A 17,478-nucleotide genomic window follows, 5' to 3' on the forward strand; every position below is an offset into this window, starting at 1 on the left:
CGGCAGATTTACAATCTGCTCCCTTTGGCCACTCGGGAACCCCTCCACGGGGTGTTGCTAAATTGTGTTGGCGATTAAGCCAAGAAACCCGCAAAAGCGTATTTCTAAATGATGGTGGAGGGAGATGGATTCGAACCATCGAAGGCAGAGCCGGCAGATTTACAATCTGCTCCCTTTGGCCACTCGGGAACCCCTCCACGGGGGGTTGCTGAATTGTGTTGGCGCTTAAGCCGAGAAACCCGCTTACAGCGTAATTCTATAAATAATGGTGGAGGGAGATGGATTCGAACCATCGAAGGCAGAGCCGGCAGATTTACAATCTGCTCCCTTTGGCCACTCGGGAACCCCTCCACGGGGTGTTGCTAAATTGTGTTGGCGATTAAGCCGAGAAACCCGCTAACAGCGTATTTCTATAAATAATGGTGGAGGGAGATGGATTCGAACCATCGAAGGCAGAGCCGGCAGATTTACAATCTGCTCCCTTTGGCCACTCGGGAACCCCTCCACGGGGGGTTGCTGAATTGTGTTGGCGCTTAAGCCGAGAAACCCGCTTACAGCGTAATTCTATAAATAATGGTGGAGGGAGATGGATTCGAACCATCGAAGGCAGAGCCGGCAGATTTACAATCTGCTCCCTTTGGCCACTCGGGAACCCCTCCACAAGTGCGGAGCGGATAATAGCAAAACCTCTGAGGCTGTAAACCTTTTTTCTTGAAATTTTGCGTGCTTGCTTGATTTTTCAACATATTGCGATGACTCGCTTAAATCTTGCTTAACTTTACATTTCTTTACTCCGTTGGCCTATTAAGTCCGATATCATTCAGTAATAGCTAAATATATGGTTTTTTGTCATGAAAAAGATAATTGTTGCCGCAGCCGTTGCTCTTGCTTTAGCTGGCGGAAGTCAGTTTGTATTCAACGGTGAATCTCAGGCTGCTGAAAAATCAGCAAAAAAAATGGCAGCGCAACGTTCGATTGCGGTAACGACAGGTATTGTGGCGTCTGAGCCAGTAGCACAATCTTTGTCTTTAGTTGGCAAGTTAGAGTCGCAGCGCTCGGTAATGTTAGCGGCAGAAGTGTCAGCAAAAGTTAACGATATTGCGGTTGGTGTGAATAGCCAAGTCAAGAAAGGTGATCTACTGATCCAGCTTGATGATGCCAAGTCGCGAGCCAGCTATAACGAAGCGAAAGCGTACCTCGCTGATGAAAAACGTAAATACACCGAATTTGAACGCTTGGTTAAGCGCGGCGCGTTGACACAAACAGAACTAAACGCCCAATTGGCTAGCGTACAGATTGCGCAAGCCCGTTTAGATGCTGCAAAAGCAGAATTAAATGATCATGCGATACGCGCTCCTTTTGCTGGCACCGTTGGTTTGATTGATTTTAGCCAAGGTCATTTAGTGACTTCTGGTAGTGAGCTTTTCTCGCTTGATGATTTAGCCAAGATGCGCCTTGATATTCAGGTGCCAGAGCAATATCTCTCTTACCTGCGTCAAGGCATGAAGGTGCAAGCGAATAGTCAGGCATGGTCGACTCGAGTGTTTGAAGGTGAAATTGTCGCGATTGATTCGCGTGTCCAGCAAGATACGCTCAATATTCGCGTGCGAGTAAACTTTGATAATCAAGACAAAAAGCTAAAACCAGGCATGTTGATGACGGCCAACCTACATTTTGTTCCGCAAGACGCTGCAATTATTCCAGTACAAGCCTTGGAGTATTCTGGTTCTAAACGTTTTGTTTATGTTGTGGATGAGGCTGGTATTGCTCACCGTACCCAAGTGCAGTTAGGTGCGCGAATTGAAAATGAAGTTGTGATCCAATCGGGTGTAATGATTGGCGATCGTATCGTGGTACAAGGTTTGGTGAACATGCGTGATGGTGCCAAGGTCAATGACCTTACTGCCAAGCAGGCAGAGCCAAAAAAGACTAAAGCGGAGGCGGGTGCCTGATGTGGTTATCTGATGTCTCCGTTAAACGCCCTGTAGTGGCGGTCGTACTTAGCCTGTTGTTGGTGATCTTTGGGGTCGTATCGTTCTCGAAACTGACGGTGCGCGAAATGCCGGATGTCGAAAACCCTGTGGTATCGATTAGCACCACCTATAAAGGTGCATCGGCGACCATTATAGAAAGTCGCATTACGACACCGCTTGAAGATGAGTTATCTGGTATCAGTGGGATCGATAATATTCAATCGACCACCCGTAATGGTTCATCTCGGATCAAAGTGGAATTTGAGATGGGCTGGAACCTAACCGAAGGGGTCAGTGATATTCGAGATGCTGTTGCGCGTGCGCAGCGTCGTCTGCCTGATGAAGCCGATGATCCTGTGGTATCGAAAGACAACGGCACCGGCGAACCTGCTGTTTACGTGAATTTGACCTCAAGTGTAATGGACCGCACTCAGTTAACCGATTATGCCGAGCGTGTCCTTACTGATCGCTTTAGCTTAATCAACGGCGTCAGTTCGGTAGATTTGAGCGGTGCTTTGTATCGAGTAATGTATGTGAAGTTAAAGCCTGAGCAAATGGCAGGGCGCGGCATTACTACTCAAGATATTGTGACGGCACTGAATGAAGAAAACGTGGAATTACCCGGTGGTATTGTTCGTAACGACATGACGACCATGTCGGTGCGTACTGCGCGTTTGTATCGTAGCGCGGAAGATTTTGCGTATTTGGTAGTGCGTACTGCGAAAGGTGGTTCGCCTATTTACCTTAAAGATGTGGCTGACGTTTCAATTGGGGCGCAAAACGAGAATGCGACCTTTAAAAATAACGGTGTCGCAAACTTAAGCCTTGGCATCATTACCATGACAGATGCCAACCCGTTGAATGTATCGAAAGAAGTGTATAAAGAAGTAGAGCGTATGCAGCGCTTTATTCCTGAAGGCACATCTTTGTACGTTGATTACGACTCGACAGTATTTATCGAACGCTCAATCAACGAGGTCTACAGCACACTCTTTATTACTGGCATGCTGGTTGTGTTGGTGTTGTATATCTTTATCGGTCAAGCGCGGGCGACTTTGATCCCAGCCATCACTGTGCCTGTGTCATTAATCTCTGCCTTTATGGTGGCGTATTTCCTTGGCTTTTCGATCAACCTACTGACCTTGATGGCACTTATTTTGGCTATCGGCTTGGTGGTCGATGATGCCATCGTAGTGGTCGAAAATATTTATCACCATATCGAACGTGGCGAGCCGCCTTTATTGGCAGCATTTAAAGGTACCCGCGAAGTAGGGTTCGCGGTTGTCGCCACCACCGTGGTGTTGGTGATGGTATTCCTACCAATTTCCTTTATGGATGGCATGGTAGGGCCGCTGTTTACTGAGTTTTCAGTACTGCTCGCTGTTTCTGTGATTTTCTCATCAATCGTGGCACTGACTCTGAGCCCTGTTCTGGGCAGCAAATTGCTCAAAGCCAATGTTAAACACGGCAAGTTCAACCAATGGGTCGATGCAGGGTTCGCTAAACTTGAAGCGGGCTACCGTAAGTGGGTAACAGCCGCAGTGCGTTATCGCTACGGTGCGCCAGTGGTGGTGTTAGCCTGTGTCGGTTTGAGTTTCGTGTTGCTGAAATCTGTACCTGCACAATTAGCGCCGCAGGAAGATCGCGGTGTGATTTTTGCTTTTGTAAAAGGTGCGGAAGGGACCAGTTACAACCGCATGGTGGGTAATATTGAAGAGGTTGAGCGTCGCTTGCTGCCGATGGTGGGTGAAGGCGTCATTAAATCTATCAGTATTCAAACCCCTGCTTTTGGCGGTCGCGCAGGCGATCAGACGGGCTTTGTGATCATGCAGTTGGAAGATTGGTTAGAGCGTGATGTCAGTGCGGCAGATGCGCTGGGGCAAGTACGTAAAGCTTTAGCGGGCATTCCAGATGTGCGTGTGTGGCCATTTATGCCGGGCTTTCGTGGCGGTTCTTCTGAGCCCATTCAGTTTGTACTCAATGGCGCTGATTACGATGAGTTATTCCAATGGGCGACAGAGCTAAAAGCGTTGGCGGAAGCTAGCCCTATGATGGAAGGCGCGGATTTAGACTACGCGGTGACAACGCCTGAGTTGTTGGTTAGTGTGAATCGCCCTCGTGCCGCTGAACTTGGTATTCCAGTTGCTGATATCGCGAAGACGCTAGAAGTGATGCTGGGCGGTACAACTGAAACGACTTTTGTTGAGCGTGGTGAAGAATACGATGTGTATTTGCGCGGTGATGAAGATAGCTTTAACAATGCGACCGATTTAAGTCAGATTTATGTGCGCTCACGTAGCGGTGAATTGCTGACATTGGAGTCGGTAGCGAGTGTGGAAGAAATTGCGTCGGCACAAAAGCTTAGCCATAACCAAAAGCAGAAAGCGATCACTCTGAAAGCTAACTTGGTGCCAGGGTACACTCTAGGTCAAGCATTGGAATATCTAGATAGCGAAGCGTTAGCGAAGCTACCAAAAGATATCACTATTGATTATGCGGGTGAGTCGAAAGATTTCCGTGAGAACCAAAGTAGCATTTTATTAGTATTTGGCTTGGCGTTATTGGTCGCGTATCTGGTACTAGCTGCTCAGTTTGAAAGTTTCATTAACCCGCTAGTCGTAATGTTGACCGTACCGATGGGGGTATTGGGTGGCTTGGCTGGATTGATCTTCCTTGATCAAAGCCTGAACATTTTCAGTCAGATCGGGATGATCATGTTGATCGGGATGGTGACCAAAAACGGTATCTTGATTGTCGAGTTTGCCAACCAGTTACGTGATAAAGGGGTGGCATTCGAACAAGCAATTATTGATGCCTCTGAACGCCGATTACGTCCGATTTTGATGACCGCATTCACCACGTTATTTGGCTCTGTGCCGCTAATACTATCTAGCGGTGCTGGCTCTGAAAGCCGAATGGCTGTAGGTACTGTGGTGTTCTTCGGGATGGCGTTTGCGACGTTTGTGACTTTGTTTGTGATCCCAGCAATGTACCGTTTGTTATCGGCTAATACTAAGTCTCCAGGTTATGTTGCTGAGCAGCTAGAGATTGCCTTGCAACAGGATTACGTGGCGCGAACTAGTCATGGTGAGTTGCCTATCACTGACAATAAATAGCCCTGAATCTGGCTATATTGAGCTGATTTAATTTCGATAGGGTCGCTTCGTGCGACCCTTTTTTATGCCTGAACGATATGTGGATGGGGATTAATGGCTGGAAATGACGTCGCTATTTCAATTCAGGGCTATATTCAAAGCGGAGTTTCTTTTCTATTTGAGCTGAGTTTAGGTAGAATTGCAGGCCATTTTCCGTTCCTTTGATCCCGTTGCAAAACGCACAGTAGTAGAAGAAAGCTATGTCTCAGAATAAGACGTCTCAAAATCAGACGCCGAACACACAGTCTCAGAACGAGGTAAAAGCCGTTCGTTTAAACAAATTTATCAGTGACACTGGCTATTGCTCACGCCGTGAGGCGGACAAGCTGATCGATCAAGGACGCGTGACCATCAATGGCAAAGAGCCAGAGATGGGTATGAAAGTAATGCCACAAGATGAAGTCTTGGTCGATGGTCGCCCACTGCGTGCCAAAGAAGCACCAATTTATATTGCGCTGAATAAACCAACGGGCATCACTTGTACTACCGAACGCCACATTAAAGACAACATTGTTGATTTTATTGGTCACCGCAAGCGTATTTTCCCAATTGGTCGTCTGGATAAGTTCTCTGACGGTCTGATTTTCATGACCAATGATGGTGACATCGTTAACAAGATCCTGCGTGCTGGCAACAACCACGAAAAAGAGTACGTGGTTCGTGTAAACCGTATCATCACCGATGAGTTCATCAGCAAGATGTCATCTGGGGTTGAGATCCTAGATACGGTTACTCTGCCGTGTAAGGTGACTAAAGAGACAGATTACACCTTCCGTATTGTACTGACACAAGGCTTGAACCGTCAGATCCGCCGTATGGTTGAAGCTCTTGGCTACGAAGTTTATAAGCTTCGTCGTGTGCGTATCATGAATGTGACGATTGATGGTTTACCTAACGGTAAATGGCGTTACCTAACGGATGCGGAAATGGCTGAAATTAATGCCATGATTGCAGACTCTTCAAGCACAGAAGAAGCCTCTCGCACTGATGGTGAAGGTAAGCAGATTGCCAAGCCAACTGATGCCAAACTGTTTGATAGCCGCCAACAGGCGAAACAAACCAAGCAAGAAGGTGAGCGCTCAAACTTTAAGACTTATAAAGGTAAGGGCGAGCGTAGCCGCTTCGATCGCGATGCTGGTGATAATCGCCGCCAAGGTCAACGCTCTCACGGTCGTTCGCAAGATCGTAACGAAGGTGGACGCAGTCAGCGCCAAGGCGATGATCGTTACAGCAATAATCGTTCTGGCGATAACCGTAACAGTCATAACACGAATAGCCGTAACGGTAACAATAGTAACCGAGGCGCTAATGGCAATAATGCGCCTCGTGGTCGTAAGCCAGTATCAAGTGGCATCAAGAAGTGGAAATCTAAGAAAGAGAGCTAATTCTTTTTCTATCATGAATTCCTAGTTTGAAAGGCTAAATGCTACGGTGTTTAGCCTTTTTTGTTGACCATTTATTAACGCTTGCAATCCGTTGGGCGAATTTGCACTATGTACTCATTAATGAAAACAAAGACACAGTCGCAAGCAGACAGGGGAAGTAATGGCTGGCAATACTATTGGACAACTATTCCGAGTTACAACATTTGGTGAAAGCCACGGCCTTGCGCTGGGCTGCATTATTGATGGTTGCCCACCGGGGCTAGCCTTGACTGAAGCGGACATGCAGCACGATTTGGATCGTCGTCGTCCGGGAACGTCAAAGTATACGACGCAACGTCGTGAACCGGATGAAGTGAAAATTCTGTCAGGGGTGTTTGAAGGTCAAACAACAGGAACATCGATTGGTTTATTGATTGAAAATACTGATCAGCGCTCAAAAGACTATTCAAACATTCAGGACTTATTCCGACCAGGTCATGCAGACTATACCTACCATCAGAAATATGGGGTACGTGACTACCGTGGTGGTGGTCGTTCTTCTGCCCGTGAAACTGCAATGCGTGTTGCTGCGGGTGCTGTAGCGAAGAAATACCTCAAACAAGTACACGGTATTGAAGTGCGTGCTTATTTGTCGCAAATGGGTGATGTCAAAATCGAAAAAGTTGATTGGCAGCAAATCGAGCAAAATGCATTCTTCTGTCCTGACGCCGACAAAGTAGACGCTTTTGATGAACTGATCCGAAAACTGAAAAAAGACGGTGATTCGATTGGCGCCAAACTAACGGTGGTGGCAAGTAATGTACCTGTAGGCTTAGGTGAGCCTGTATTTGATCGTCTTGACGCTGATGTTGCTCACTCTTTAATGAGCATTAACGCTGTAAAAGGCGTTGAGATTGGTGATGGTTTTGATGTGGTTGAGCAACGTGGTAGTGAACATCGTGATGAAATGACGCCTCAAGGTTTCAAAACCAATCATGCTGGTGGCATTTTAGGTGGGATTTCATCGGGTCAAGACATTGTTGCTCATATTGCGCTGAAGCCTACGTCAAGTATTACAGTGCCGGGTGAGACAATCACGAAGCAAGGTGAGACAGCGGAAGTGGTAACCAAAGGTCGTCACGACCCATGTGTCGGTATTCGCGCCGTGCCAATTGCAGAAGCGATGTTAGCGATCACTTTGATGGATCACTTGCTGCGCCATCGTGGGCAAAATGCCAATGTTGTTACCGCAACACCAAAAATTTAAGTTAGCACCTAAGGTATTAAAACTATGAGCTCAATTTGTTTTGAGCTTTTGGGTGAGAGCCGCTAAGAAATTCGCAAGATACTAAAAAGGCGAGAGTGAATGTCCACTCTCGCCTTTTTCTATTTGCAGTTAGTTACTTCGATTCAGTTTGTACTTCAGCTTTTGCGATGGCTTGCTGGCTCTCTTCTTCTAGTTTGAATACAGGTAAACGCCAGCCAAGTTGAACTGCAGCCATACGAATGATGAAGCCAATGACGAGTGTTGCGACTGTGGCAATCAACTCAGGGTAGTTAAAGTGCATCATTGTGTAATACATACCGCCAGCTAATGCTGCAACGGATGCATAAAGCTCTTTATGAAGTACCATTGGCGGGCGGCGAGTAATTAAATCACGCAGTAAACCGCCAAACACGCCTGTTACAACAGCTGAAACCACACAGATCATCGCAGGTAAGCCCATGTCCATCGCGATACGACAACCGATAATGCTAAAAACAATCAAGCCAACTGAATCAAGAATCACAAAAATTTTGTGATAACGCATAACCCACTTAGCCACCATAGTTGTGAACAAGCCTGCAAGACAGGTGATCGCAAGATACTGAGGGTTTGCCACCCAACCTAATGGATAATGACCTAATAAAATATCTCGAACCGTACCACCACCAATGGCAGTAGCACTGGCAACTAACATCACACCGAACCAATCCATGTGACGCTTACCTGCAGCAATAGCTCCTGTCATAGCTTCTGCTGTAATTCCTATAATGTAGAGTGTTGTTAATAGCATGAGTAATAATCAATCTAAATACGAGCGTGTTAGATGGTTATATAACCTGTTAATGGTTGATTTTAAACCACTATAACGCTTTTAAGGCGAAAAGTGGGGCTGATTGTAAATGTGATCTCAATGCTTATCTAATGAAATAAAAAAGCCCATACATTAATCTGGTTCATGTATAGAGTGGGGAATGAAACACATCAGATACATAGTTAGAAAAAGTGAATGCTTAAGCGTTATTGAGGTGGTTTGAGATTCGAGTAGTGTGGAGCTTTTAATGTCAGGGGTATTCGTCCTTGTGATTTTGAAACTCGTCCAACATGAAAAGAGATTGAGCAAACTTGAAATGGGCTTGTTATCATAGCGACAAAGTTACAACCCATAACAAAGATTGAAACTGCGGTATGTCACACGATTACAACGATCTTATCTCTGTCTTTAATGACACCTTTTTAGAGAGCTACAACACGCAATTGCTACTCGGCGGTGATGAGCCTATTTATCTTCCTGCGGATAAAGAGCACCCACACCATCGAATAATCTTTGCTCGAGGCTATTTTGCTTCTGCTCTTCATGAAATTGCTCACTGGTGTATTGCTGGCTCTCAACGTCGCTTACTTGAAGATTATGGCTATTGGTATGAACCTGATGGTCGTACAGCTGAGGTGCAAGCTGAGTTTGAAAAGGTCGAGATAAAACCCCAAGCCGTAGAGTGGATTTTAGCTGCAAGCTGCGGTTTTCCATTCAGCGTGAGCTGCGATAACTTGAGTGGTGATTGCGAGCCAGATAGGGTAGGCTTTACCGCAAAAGTTAGGGAGCAAGTGTTCACGTATCTACACACAGCAATGCCAGAACGTGCTAAACAGCTATCTGATCAACTACGTGCTCACTATCAAGTAGTACCACTAACAGAAACAAATTTCCCTGAACTTGTTTTGTAACAACATAATTATTCCACGTAAGTAGAGAGACTTTCATGATTCAGCAATACGAAGAAAAGTTGCTAAACCACATCGACCAAATGGTTGAAACCGCATCTGACGATGAACTATTTGCCGGCGGCTATTTACGTGGCCACATTTCACTATCCGCTGCCAACTGCGAGCAAGAAGCAATCACTTGCCTAGAAGAAATGAAAAAAGCAGTTGAAACCAGCATTGCTGAGGCACAATCAGAGCTTAGCCCTGCTGATCAAGTAATTGTGAAAGCGATGTGGGAGCAGTTGAAACGTCTGTAACTTTTATGTCCGTTTCTTAAATTTGAAAAGGGAGGTTATCATCAGATAACCTCCCTTTTTTTGGCAATTGAGATGAAGAAAAGTACTATTTTTCTTCTTTACGTTTACTAAAAGCGTGTTGAATAAGCACCCAAGCTACGCCTAGCATACCACCAAGTAGCGTGCCTAGAACTACGATAAGTGCTCGTTTAGGCTTGTCTCGGCCCATAGGCATTTCCACATTTTCTAGGAAACGGAATGTTTTAAACTTAATGTTAACATCAATTTTAGTGTTGCGAATCAACTGAAGTTTAGCCTGAATTTGCTGAATGTTAGGGTCGACAACACCTAAATTATTAATGCTATCCAGCGCTTTAACTTTAGCTTCTAATGCTGAAGAACCAAGCTGGATGTCAAATAATTTGTTATCACTAATATTAGCTATAGGTTGATCTAAGTTAGCGGCTTTGGCAATTTCAAGCGAAAGCTTAGAACGTTGCTTTTCAACATCGATATAACTCTCAGCTTGAGACTCAAAAATCGTCAACATTTGCTTTAACTCATTTTCTTTAGCAAATGTAACTGCTTTTAAATCGGCCATGTTATCGCTAAAAACTTGTTTCGAAACAAAAGCTATATAACTAGTTAGCATCTCATAGCTAGACTTATCCGTCGTCGCTTGAAGCGAGATAGAGTAAATATCTTGACGCTTTTTATCACTAGGCACAGCCTTTATCTTTACAAACCAGCTATCAAGTGTTCGTGAAATTGCCTCTGGCTCTGCAATCTTATTTTGTTGCAGATAGCTTTTAAAATCATCATTACTGAGCAAAAAAGCTTTTTTATTGGCTAATGAGTTGAAACTATTAATGAATTGTTTAAATAGTTGATCGTTATCAACAAGTGGTTCAAGATCTTGGCTGACCAGAACTGTACCGTCTTGTTGATAAATATCAAATACAGGTTGAAATTGTCTAACTTGATATTGATAAGCTGAATAGTCACTTATTTGAGGGGGGATAACAATGGCTTTAGATGTCCACCATTGCTGAGCTGTCAATGAATAAACAATAGCACATAGAGAGAATACAATTGAAATTGCAATGATTTTTACTTTGTTAACCCATAGAACATTGAAAAGCTCAAATAGATCAATCTCATCGTCTTGGCGATGGAATCCACTAAATTGTGGGGCAGATGGCGGATGTTGATAGTGCTGCATTACTTCTTTGCTACCAGTCGACACAATAATTTCCAATGAGGTTAATTAAGCTAAGCTTATAAATCAAAATCTTAGACTAGTTATGGCGCTTAGCCAAAAATAGGGGACGATTTTAACCAAAATCACCCCTATTTGTCATGAGGTTGTCGGAAAAAACTTTATAAACCTCTTTAACAGTTGCGTTGTTTTATTCATTAAATGAATGTTAATTGGTGACTTTACGACTATACCAAGGCGATCGAGCATCCGTCATTTGGTACAAACCGTACTTACGGTTTAGCATCTGACCACCATCACGTGTTAGCGGTATCCAAGAGATCGTTGCTCTATTAGTGCTAGGTTTTACCGTCATCAAGTCAAATGGTATTGAGACATAGAAGCCCTTAGTGAAGCTCCCCTCACCAAACTCTTCAGCTGAAAGGTTAGTAAATGAAGCAAACGCGCCGGCAATTACCCCACTATCAAACTGTTTTGAGAAATCAATAGTGACACCTTTATCTTCTGTCAGGTATTGTCCAGCACTTACTTTTAGCAAGCTGTCAGGTAGCAGGCTCCATTGTGGGGTGTAATATAGGCTTGCATGACCAGTTAGCGTTCCTGTTTGTACTCTAAAGTAACGGCCTGTACTTGGGTCAAATTGCCGTTCTTGATCGTAGAAACCAAATTGTGAGTCTGGGTCACGTTGTTTAACATAGTTAACATCGAAACCTACAGCCCAGTTGCTGTTCATCGGGCGGTATAATACTTCCCCACCAATACCTCCAAACATCATTTCAAGATAACCGCCATACGCTTGGCTGTAGAAGTTATCGCCAAAACGATCCATCCAGGTTAATTGCAAGTTATCAACGCGGACAGGGTTATCACTAATGTAGCTACGTACTAAAGTTCGTACGCGTTTAAGGTCAGTACCGTCAGGTGGCGGTCCTTGGTATTTGAACTGATCGTAGTTATCGTAAATATTAATATAGAGCGAGCCACTTGCTTCAATATGATTGCCTAACCAGTATGAAGCATTGGCGTTAACACCGACATTAAACAAGTAGAATGCTTCGGGGCTACCAAATGATTGCTGTAACGTCGGCGCGATTCCCCAGTCAAAGTCATTATCTTTATTGGCGACTTGTCGCCCTTGGACTGATGTCGGTGTTGTCGTAGAGCTCGCATCTTCAACTTTGGCATTGACGTACTCATGGTTAGCGACTTTGGCAAATTGCTTAGCATCAATGCGTGTTTGTGTGGTTGGTTGATTATTACTTGTTTCGACTAAGCGGTACTCATCAACATTAATCCCTGAATTGGCTAAAACTAATGCCGCACGCTCATGGGCTTCACTTCGGTTACGGTATTTAGTCTGGTTGCCAACGATAGTTATAGCTGACGGTGAACCTGTTAAATCATCTTTTTGGCTAATGTAAATAGCGGCATCATCATAGCCAGCATTGGTTGCGAGCTGTTCTTTTACTCGTTGCCAATCAGTAGTGCTAATTGTTGCCTCTTTTTTAGTTGAGGCATAAACAGTTTTCGGCTCATCAAACCATGTTGTGCTTAAGTCATTGAAGTTAGTCTTGAGGTTAACGCCAAAGGTCCAAGTGTTCCCACGTTCGTAACTTAAACGCATGTCGCCCCAGCTGCCTAAACGGTATAACGCGCCTAAGTTGACTTGGCTATCTTGCGGCATTGTGATGCGCTTTTGTGTCACTGGGAAATCACTTTTATAATCGTTACCATCCCATTCAGCTTTTAGGCGCAATGGTGCCCACGGTGTTTGGTATTCGATACCACCGAAAACAGCTGCACAACCAGTGAACCAGCGCTTGTAATCGACTTGACCACCTTTACCTGAATGTGTTGTATCACGACCGCAATCGCGTCCGGCAGATTTATCACCCCGTAGATTAGCGCTGTTACCTATATAGCCCCAGCCGATGCCTAAGGTCAAATCAAGAGGCCCCCAGTGTTTGCTCGCGGCGATATACTCGCCATCAAATAACCCTGTGCCGCCAATGTCGCGTAGTCCAATGGAGGTTTCTGGTAACCAGAAACTCTCTTCTAACAGGCGAAACTTAACATCAATGCCTTTATCTGTGTATTTTGTTTGACCACTGAAGCCCTCATCACCGCTGTACAATAAATCTTGCACTAAGGTATAGCGAATCGTGGTTTCCATCCAAGGTAGCAACTGTAGCGATACAGTGTAATGATGGTATTCATTATTAAATGTACCGCCTAAAGTAAACTCGCCTTCTTTGGCAACTCGCCCTGTCGGCATTTGCATCAAACCTACGCCACCAAAGTCAGATTGAGATGGCATAAATACTGGAGAGTCAAACTCATCAGCATGGGCATTTACCATTGAAGACAGTGCAAGCGTGATAGCGGATAACTTAAATATGTGGCTTTTATTCATTACAATACCCGCTCTTTTAACAGTTCAACTACCATTTGATTAACTTGTTCAAAATCTGAGAACCAGCCAGTAAATGGTAAGTAAATAATCGCACCTGGTGCGATGGCATGGTAGCGGCTATTCCAATAAGCCACAGGATGACTTTCAATTCGACCATCGGGCTGAATGACGATTGCTGTGTTGTTATCTGACGCTGAAATAGTCTCAGCTTGCTCAAGGTAATCATCCGCTGACTTACGTTCCTCCCAAGTTACTGCCCCCGAGTTTTTTACAGCACCGAGTACAAATACTTGGTGAGGGCGAGCTGGTAACTGTAGAGTTAGCGCTCCTGATAACAATGGATTCGCGTTTGGTTGGATTCGTACTTGATCATAATCAAGTGAAAGTTTTTCTCGTCTTGCAAAGTGGCTACTTGCGATAAATTGATGCAGTTTTTTTAGAGCAAGGAAACGTTCATCAGCTTGCTTAAAGTTATTTTGTTGAGCCGATATTAAGTCTAATAAACCTTGTTTCTCTTGCTCTAATGGCTGAGTGAAAATTGCGGCTTGAAGCCAATAGATTGGGCTGTTCAAAAGTGAATGTTTGGCTATTTGCAATTGAGCATCTCTTAGTACTTGCTCGGTTCGTACAGCATCATTATAGCTAAGAGTAATATGCTTATTTTCTATTTGGCCTGTGTGTATACGTACTTCAGTGACGGATTTTGTCGGTTCAGAATGCACGTTTATATTCGTAGCCGTAGCCGTAGCCGTAGCCAGTGGCATTAGAGAAAACATAATAAGCAGAAGCGGGGTAAGTAATGATTTCAAGATATTACCCTTAAGAAAATGGTTTCAATATTGAAAACTCGACCACAGGAAGATTTGGGGCGAGCTTCTGACGACTTTTGAGAACTGCACCAGTCTGCGGATCTACCCAAAATTCATTCTGGTAGCTTTGCTCAATGCTGGGAACATTAACACTTTCAGTATAATACAAGCTCTTAGTTGGTTTTTGATTGACCATAACTATCTGTTCAATACCATTTGAAAATGTGGAGCGCAGGGTATAGCCAAAATGATAACCTGGTTGCCAATCAATAGTACGAGTCCAGTATTTAGGAGTCGAGGATTTATGAAGCCCAAGAGCTAAAGGGTCTGTGGTTTTACTGTTTATTGCGATCAAGTTGCCTTCGGAAAGTGACGCTGTTTTTATAATTCGTCCGGCTTGAGTGACGATTAAGCCTTTGTCCGCAGATAACCACTTTAATTGTATGGTTTGTGAAATTTCTAGAGATGAAGGTTGTGTATTTTGAACTGAGTTGTGTTCTGCAAAAGCCAATACCATGAAAGCTTGCGGCCCATCACCAATCCGAGCATACATACTTGCGTAGGGGAGCTGTTCAATTTTGCTAGTTGAAAGGACAGTATCATCATCACCTAATAAGGCGAGCTTGGCGGTGTCATTAACATCTTGGAATTTTTGGCTACAGCCTGAGATTAATGTCAGGCATAAAAAAAACCCACTGAATGGGATTGTGAAGTGAGATCTTCGCATCCTGGCGCAACTTTTGGTTATCTGATTTTAAGAAAAACCACATCATTACAATTACCACAAAGTAAAATGTATTGATGTGGTTGGTATTAAGCGCCTAAAACTTATGCTTGAGGTGCTGAAACTGATGTTGTTGAGTTGTTGCTACCAGAGTCAGCAACAGCTACAACAGCCACTGCTGCTGCGACACCTACTGCGACGGTAGTTGCTGTTACACCGCCAACTGCAGCTGTAGCTGCGCCCGCAGTACCTGCTGCTGTACCAGTAGCTGTACCTGTTGTTGCTGCTGTTGAAGCCGTAGTTGTTGTAGAAGCTCCAGCAGTACCAGCAGTTTCAGTAGCAGCTTGTGCTACACCAGAAAGTGCAAGCGCGGCAATTAGCGCTAATGCTTTTGTTTTCATTCGCTTATCCTTTATTTAAGCTTAATTTATGTTTGGATTAAGGAACATCCGAAGTAATAATATGTGGATAACAGATTTTAAGCAATGGCGTAGCATGCGCAGGTCAAATAACTGCATATAGCAAACTCAGAAATTATAAGCATAAAATTAGCATTTCAGGTATAGGTGATCTCAGTGTAAATTTATTTTGGCTTTACTATTTGTGAACATTGTCGAGAAATTAGCTGTAATGCAAAAAGTCAATCTTTAATTTAAATGCTCGATTGCGTAGAATATGCGAGTTATCTTGGGTGGTCTCTATATATGGGGCTTAAGGGTAAGAGTATTTGTCTAACTTGTATACTCAATAGTTAGGCGATCGGGTTCGTACCTAATCCGCTAACGTGTTGAAAAACAGCACGACCGTATTTACCTAAGGTAATTGAAATACAAATAAAACCACTTCGATAGCAGATTGGGGGCTGATATCCCAAGGGCGGTAGCGTGTCTGAATTCAAGTAGGGTGCTATGCTATCACTGCTAAAACTAAACTAAAGATAAAAATACCCCTCATGAACGTTAAGAAGAAGTTACTTGTCACGACTGTGGCGGCGTCATTGCTAGCAGGTTGTGCTGTGCCTGGCTCACATCTTAGTATGGATACTAAGAATGTGGTTGAAAACCATGAACAAGACACGGCGCAATTTGACCAAAATATAAATGTCTATCCATTAACTACTGGGCTGGTTAATGAGTTAAGAAAGCCTCGTTTTGTCTCAAGAACGAACCCAGCCTTAGATGCACAGCTGAATCGTTACCAATATCGAGTAGGTCCGGGTGATATCCTTAACGTGACAATTTGGGATCATCCTGAGTTGACAATTCCTGCGGGCTCTTATCGTAGTTCTAGTGAGTCGGGAAATTGGGTACATGCAGATGGTACTATTTTTTACCCTTACATTGGTTTAGTGAAAGTCGAGGGTAAAACGGTAACCCAAGTTCGAGATGAAATGTCAAGACGCTTAGCCAAGTTTATTGAAGCGCCACAAGTAGATGTTAATGTGGCAGCTTTTCGCTCCCAAAAAACTTATATAACCGGTGAAGTTAGTAAGCCGGGTCAACAAGCCATTACCAATGTGCCACTTACTCTTCTTGATGCCATTAATCGTGCTGGTGGTTTAAACTCTGACGCAGATTGGCGAAATGTTACGCTAACACGAAATGGTGAAGAGCAGCGGTTGTCTTTATATGCATTAATGCAACGTGGCGACTTAATGCAAAACCGTTTGCTTGAGCCTGGCGATATTGTGCATGTACCACGTAATGATGCACAAAAAGTATTCGTGATGGGCGAAGTAAAAGAGCCTAAACTGCTGAAAATTGACCGTGCAGGTATGAGTCTCACAGAAGCACTGAGCGGTGTTGGCGGTATTAATGAACTTGAAGCGGATGCAACCGGAATTTTTGTTATTCGAAGTAACTTAAGTAAGTCATTAGAGTCAGGGAAAGGTGGAGATACAATCCAACAAGCTGTTGCAGATATTTACCAATTGAATATTAAAGATGCAGCTGCTCTTGTGATTGGTACCGAATTTGAATTACAGCCTTACGATATTGTTTACGTGACAGCTGCCCCTATTTCTCGTTGGAACCGTGTCGTTAAACAGTTACTACCAACTATCAGTGGGTTTAAGAACTTGACTGAAGGCGTAAATATAATGAGGACGTGGTAATGTTTAATAAGATTTTGGTTGTTTGTGTGGGTAATATTTGTCGTTCGCCATCGGGTGAATATATTTTAAAAAAATTGTTACCAAATAAAATAATTGCTTCTGCTGGTGTAGGCGCCTTGGTAGGAAAGGCTGCTGATAACATGGCTTGTCAAGTCGCTGAAGAGCATGATTTAAGCCTTGATGGGCATGTCGCTCAGCAGCTAACAAGTGAACTGTGTAGAGATTTTGACCTTATTCTGGTAATGGAAAAAGGACATATTGATGCAGTGGCAAATATTGCCCCAGAAGTACGTGGAAAAACTATGCTGTTTGGTCAATGGATTGGACAGCAAGATATACCAGATCCATATCGTCAAAGTCGTGAGGCTTTTGATCATGCATACCGATTAATCAATGAAGCGGCACAGGCTTGGGCTAAGAAGTTATAAACAGCTTAGTTAGTTG

The 17,478-nt window shown here is 44.0% G+C and carries 14 protein-coding genes and 4 tRNA genes; 8 read left to right on the plus strand and 10 right to left on the minus strand.

Annotation, left to right across the window (positions count from 1 at the left end):
* Nucleotides 1-112 precede the first annotated feature (112 nt).
* The 4 genes from A3K86_RS13075 to A3K86_RS13090 all read right to left on the minus strand — a co-directional run bounded on the left by A3K86_RS13075 (nucleotide 113) and on the right by A3K86_RS13090 (nucleotide 659).
* A tRNA-Tyr gene (locus A3K86_RS13075) sits at nucleotides 113-197 on the minus strand.
* Between the two features lie 69 nt (nucleotides 198-266).
* Nucleotides 267-351 (minus strand) — tRNA-Tyr (locus A3K86_RS13080).
* A 69-nt stretch (nucleotides 352-420) separates the two neighbouring features.
* A tRNA-Tyr gene (locus A3K86_RS13085) sits at nucleotides 421-505 on the minus strand.
* 69 nt (nucleotides 506-574) lie between these two features.
* A tRNA-Tyr gene (locus A3K86_RS13090) sits at nucleotides 575-659 on the minus strand.
* Nucleotides 660-851: 192 nt separating this feature from the next.
* Here A3K86_RS13090 and A3K86_RS13095 point away from each other — a divergent pair.
* The 4 genes from A3K86_RS13095 to aroC all read left to right on the plus strand — a co-directional run bounded on the left by A3K86_RS13095 (nucleotide 852) and on the right by aroC (nucleotide 7,759).
* Entirely contained in the window at nucleotides 852-1,952 is a 1,101-nt protein-coding gene (locus A3K86_RS13095; protein WP_068331655.1) for an efflux RND transporter periplasmic adaptor subunit, read from the plus strand.
* Complete coding sequence (locus A3K86_RS13100; protein ID WP_068331658.1) at nucleotides 1,952-5,089, plus strand: multidrug efflux RND transporter permease subunit; 3,138 nt, start codon at nucleotides 1,952-1,954, stop codon at nucleotides 5,087-5,089. Before A3K86_RS13095 ends, A3K86_RS13100 begins: the two co-directional genes overlap by 1 nt.
* 239 nt (nucleotides 5,090-5,328) lie before the next feature.
* Nucleotides 5,329-6,513, plus strand: coding sequence for a 23S rRNA pseudouridine(2604) synthase RluF (gene rluF, locus A3K86_RS13105; RefSeq protein ID WP_068331665.1), 1,185 nt, complete (start codon nucleotides 5,329-5,331; stop codon nucleotides 6,511-6,513).
* A 160-nt stretch (nucleotides 6,514-6,673) separates the two neighbouring features.
* Nucleotides 6,674-7,759 (plus strand): chorismate synthase, encoded by a 1,086-nt coding sequence (gene aroC / locus A3K86_RS13110; protein ID WP_068331672.1) that lies wholly within the window; start codon nucleotides 6,674-6,676, stop codon nucleotides 7,757-7,759.
* 133 nt (nucleotides 7,760-7,892) lie between these two features.
* On the opposite strand, the gene A3K86_RS13115 is transcribed toward aroC, so the two are convergent.
* Nucleotides 7,893-8,549: a trimeric intracellular cation channel family protein gene (locus tag A3K86_RS13115; protein WP_068331674.1), complete on the minus strand. Its 657-nt coding sequence runs from the start codon at nucleotides 8,547-8,549 to the stop codon at nucleotides 7,893-7,895.
* 395 nt (nucleotides 8,550-8,944) lie between these two features.
* On the opposite strand from A3K86_RS13115, the gene A3K86_RS13120 reads away from it, so the two are divergent.
* On the plus strand, nucleotides 8,945-9,481 hold the full coding sequence (locus A3K86_RS13120) for an elongation factor P hydroxylase (RefSeq protein WP_068331677.1): 537 nt from the start codon (nucleotides 8,945-8,947) through the stop codon (nucleotides 9,479-9,481).
* A gap of 35 nt (nucleotides 9,482-9,516) precedes the next feature.
* Complete coding sequence (locus A3K86_RS13125; RefSeq protein ID WP_068331679.1) at nucleotides 9,517-9,777, plus strand: YfcL family protein; 261 nt, start codon at nucleotides 9,517-9,519, stop codon at nucleotides 9,775-9,777.
* Between the two features lie 85 nt (nucleotides 9,778-9,862).
* Here A3K86_RS13125 and A3K86_RS13130 read toward each other — a convergent pair whose 3' ends face one another.
* From A3K86_RS13130 to A3K86_RS13150, 5 genes are all read right to left on the minus strand, one after another.
* Nucleotides 9,863-11,002 carry an LPS O-antigen chain length determinant protein WzzB gene (locus A3K86_RS13130; protein ID WP_232321994.1) on the minus strand — a complete coding sequence of 380 codons (1,140 nt, stop codon included), beginning with the start codon at nucleotides 11,000-11,002 and terminating at the stop codon, nucleotides 9,863-9,865.
* Between the two features lie 181 nt (nucleotides 11,003-11,183).
* Nucleotides 11,184-13,388, minus strand: a complete 2,205-nt coding sequence (locus A3K86_RS13135) for a YjbH domain-containing protein (RefSeq protein WP_068331680.1) — start codon at nucleotides 13,386-13,388, stop codon at nucleotides 11,184-11,186.
* On the minus strand, nucleotides 13,388-14,197 hold the full coding sequence (locus A3K86_RS13140; RefSeq protein WP_084406601.1) for a capsule biosynthesis GfcC family protein: 810 nt from the start codon (nucleotides 14,195-14,197) through the stop codon (nucleotides 13,388-13,390). Before A3K86_RS13140 ends, A3K86_RS13135 begins: the two co-directional genes overlap by 1 nt.
* A gap of 10 nt (nucleotides 14,198-14,207) precedes the next feature.
* Complete coding sequence (locus A3K86_RS13145) at nucleotides 14,208-14,924, minus strand: YjbF family lipoprotein (RefSeq protein ID WP_068331684.1); 717 nt, start codon at nucleotides 14,922-14,924, stop codon at nucleotides 14,208-14,210.
* Between the two features lie 101 nt (nucleotides 14,925-15,025).
* On the minus strand, nucleotides 15,026-15,322 hold the full coding sequence (locus A3K86_RS13150) for a hypothetical protein (RefSeq protein WP_068331688.1): 297 nt from the start codon (nucleotides 15,320-15,322) through the stop codon (nucleotides 15,026-15,028).
* Between the two features lie 551 nt (nucleotides 15,323-15,873).
* Here A3K86_RS13150 and A3K86_RS13155 point away from each other — a divergent pair.
* Complete coding sequence (locus A3K86_RS13155; protein WP_068331692.1) at nucleotides 15,874-17,034, plus strand: polysaccharide export protein; 1,161 nt, start codon at nucleotides 15,874-15,876, stop codon at nucleotides 17,032-17,034.
* A complete protein-coding gene (locus tag A3K86_RS13160) occupies nucleotides 17,034-17,462 on the plus strand; it encodes an arsenate reductase/protein-tyrosine-phosphatase family protein (protein ID WP_068331696.1) in 429 nt (142 codons plus the stop codon). The genes A3K86_RS13155 and A3K86_RS13160 overlap by 1 nt, the downstream gene beginning before the upstream one ends.
* Nucleotides 17,463-17,478: the final 16 nt, after the last annotated feature.

Origin of the sequence: Photobacterium jeanii (assembly GCF_001650345.1) — a bacterium.
Lineage (GTDB): Bacteria > Pseudomonadota > Gammaproteobacteria > Enterobacterales > Vibrionaceae > Photobacterium > Photobacterium jeanii.

Bases quoted from the DNA above. Each gene is read 5' to 3' on its own strand.
- A3K86_RS13150 (WP_068331688.1), bottom strand. From the start codon at position 15,322: ATGAAAACAAAAGCATTAGCGCTAATTGCCGCGCTTGCACTTTCTGGT.
- A3K86_RS13160 (WP_068331696.1), top strand. From the start codon at position 17,034: ATGTTTAATAAGATTTTGGTTGTTTGTGTGGGTAATATTTGTCGTTCG.
- A3K86_RS13135 (WP_068331680.1), bottom strand. From the start codon at position 13,388: ATGAATAAAAGCCACATATTTAAGTTATCCGCTATCACGCTTGCACTG.
- A3K86_RS13145 (WP_068331684.1), bottom strand. From the start codon at position 14,924: ATGCGAAGATCTCACTTCACAATCCCATTCAGTGGGTTTTTTTTATGC.
- aroC (WP_068331672.1), top strand. From the start codon at position 6,674: ATGGCTGGCAATACTATTGGACAACTATTCCGAGTTACAACATTTGGT.
- rluF (WP_068331665.1), top strand. From the start codon at position 5,329: ATGTCTCAGAATAAGACGTCTCAAAATCAGACGCCGAACACACAGTCT.
- A3K86_RS13155 (WP_068331692.1), top strand. From the start codon at position 15,874: ATGAACGTTAAGAAGAAGTTACTTGTCACGACTGTGGCGGCGTCATTG.
- A3K86_RS13120 (WP_068331677.1), top strand. From the start codon at position 8,945: ATGTCACACGATTACAACGATCTTATCTCTGTCTTTAATGACACCTTT.
- A3K86_RS13095 (WP_068331655.1), top strand. From the start codon at position 852: ATGAAAAAGATAATTGTTGCCGCAGCCGTTGCTCTTGCTTTAGCTGGC.
- A3K86_RS13100 (WP_068331658.1), top strand. From the start codon at position 1,952: ATGTGGTTATCTGATGTCTCCGTTAAACGCCCTGTAGTGGCGGTCGTA.
- A3K86_RS13115 (WP_068331674.1), bottom strand. From the start codon at position 8,549: ATGCTATTAACAACACTCTACATTATAGGAATTACAGCAGAAGCTATG.
- A3K86_RS13125 (WP_068331679.1), top strand. From the start codon at position 9,517: ATGATTCAGCAATACGAAGAAAAGTTGCTAAACCACATCGACCAAATG.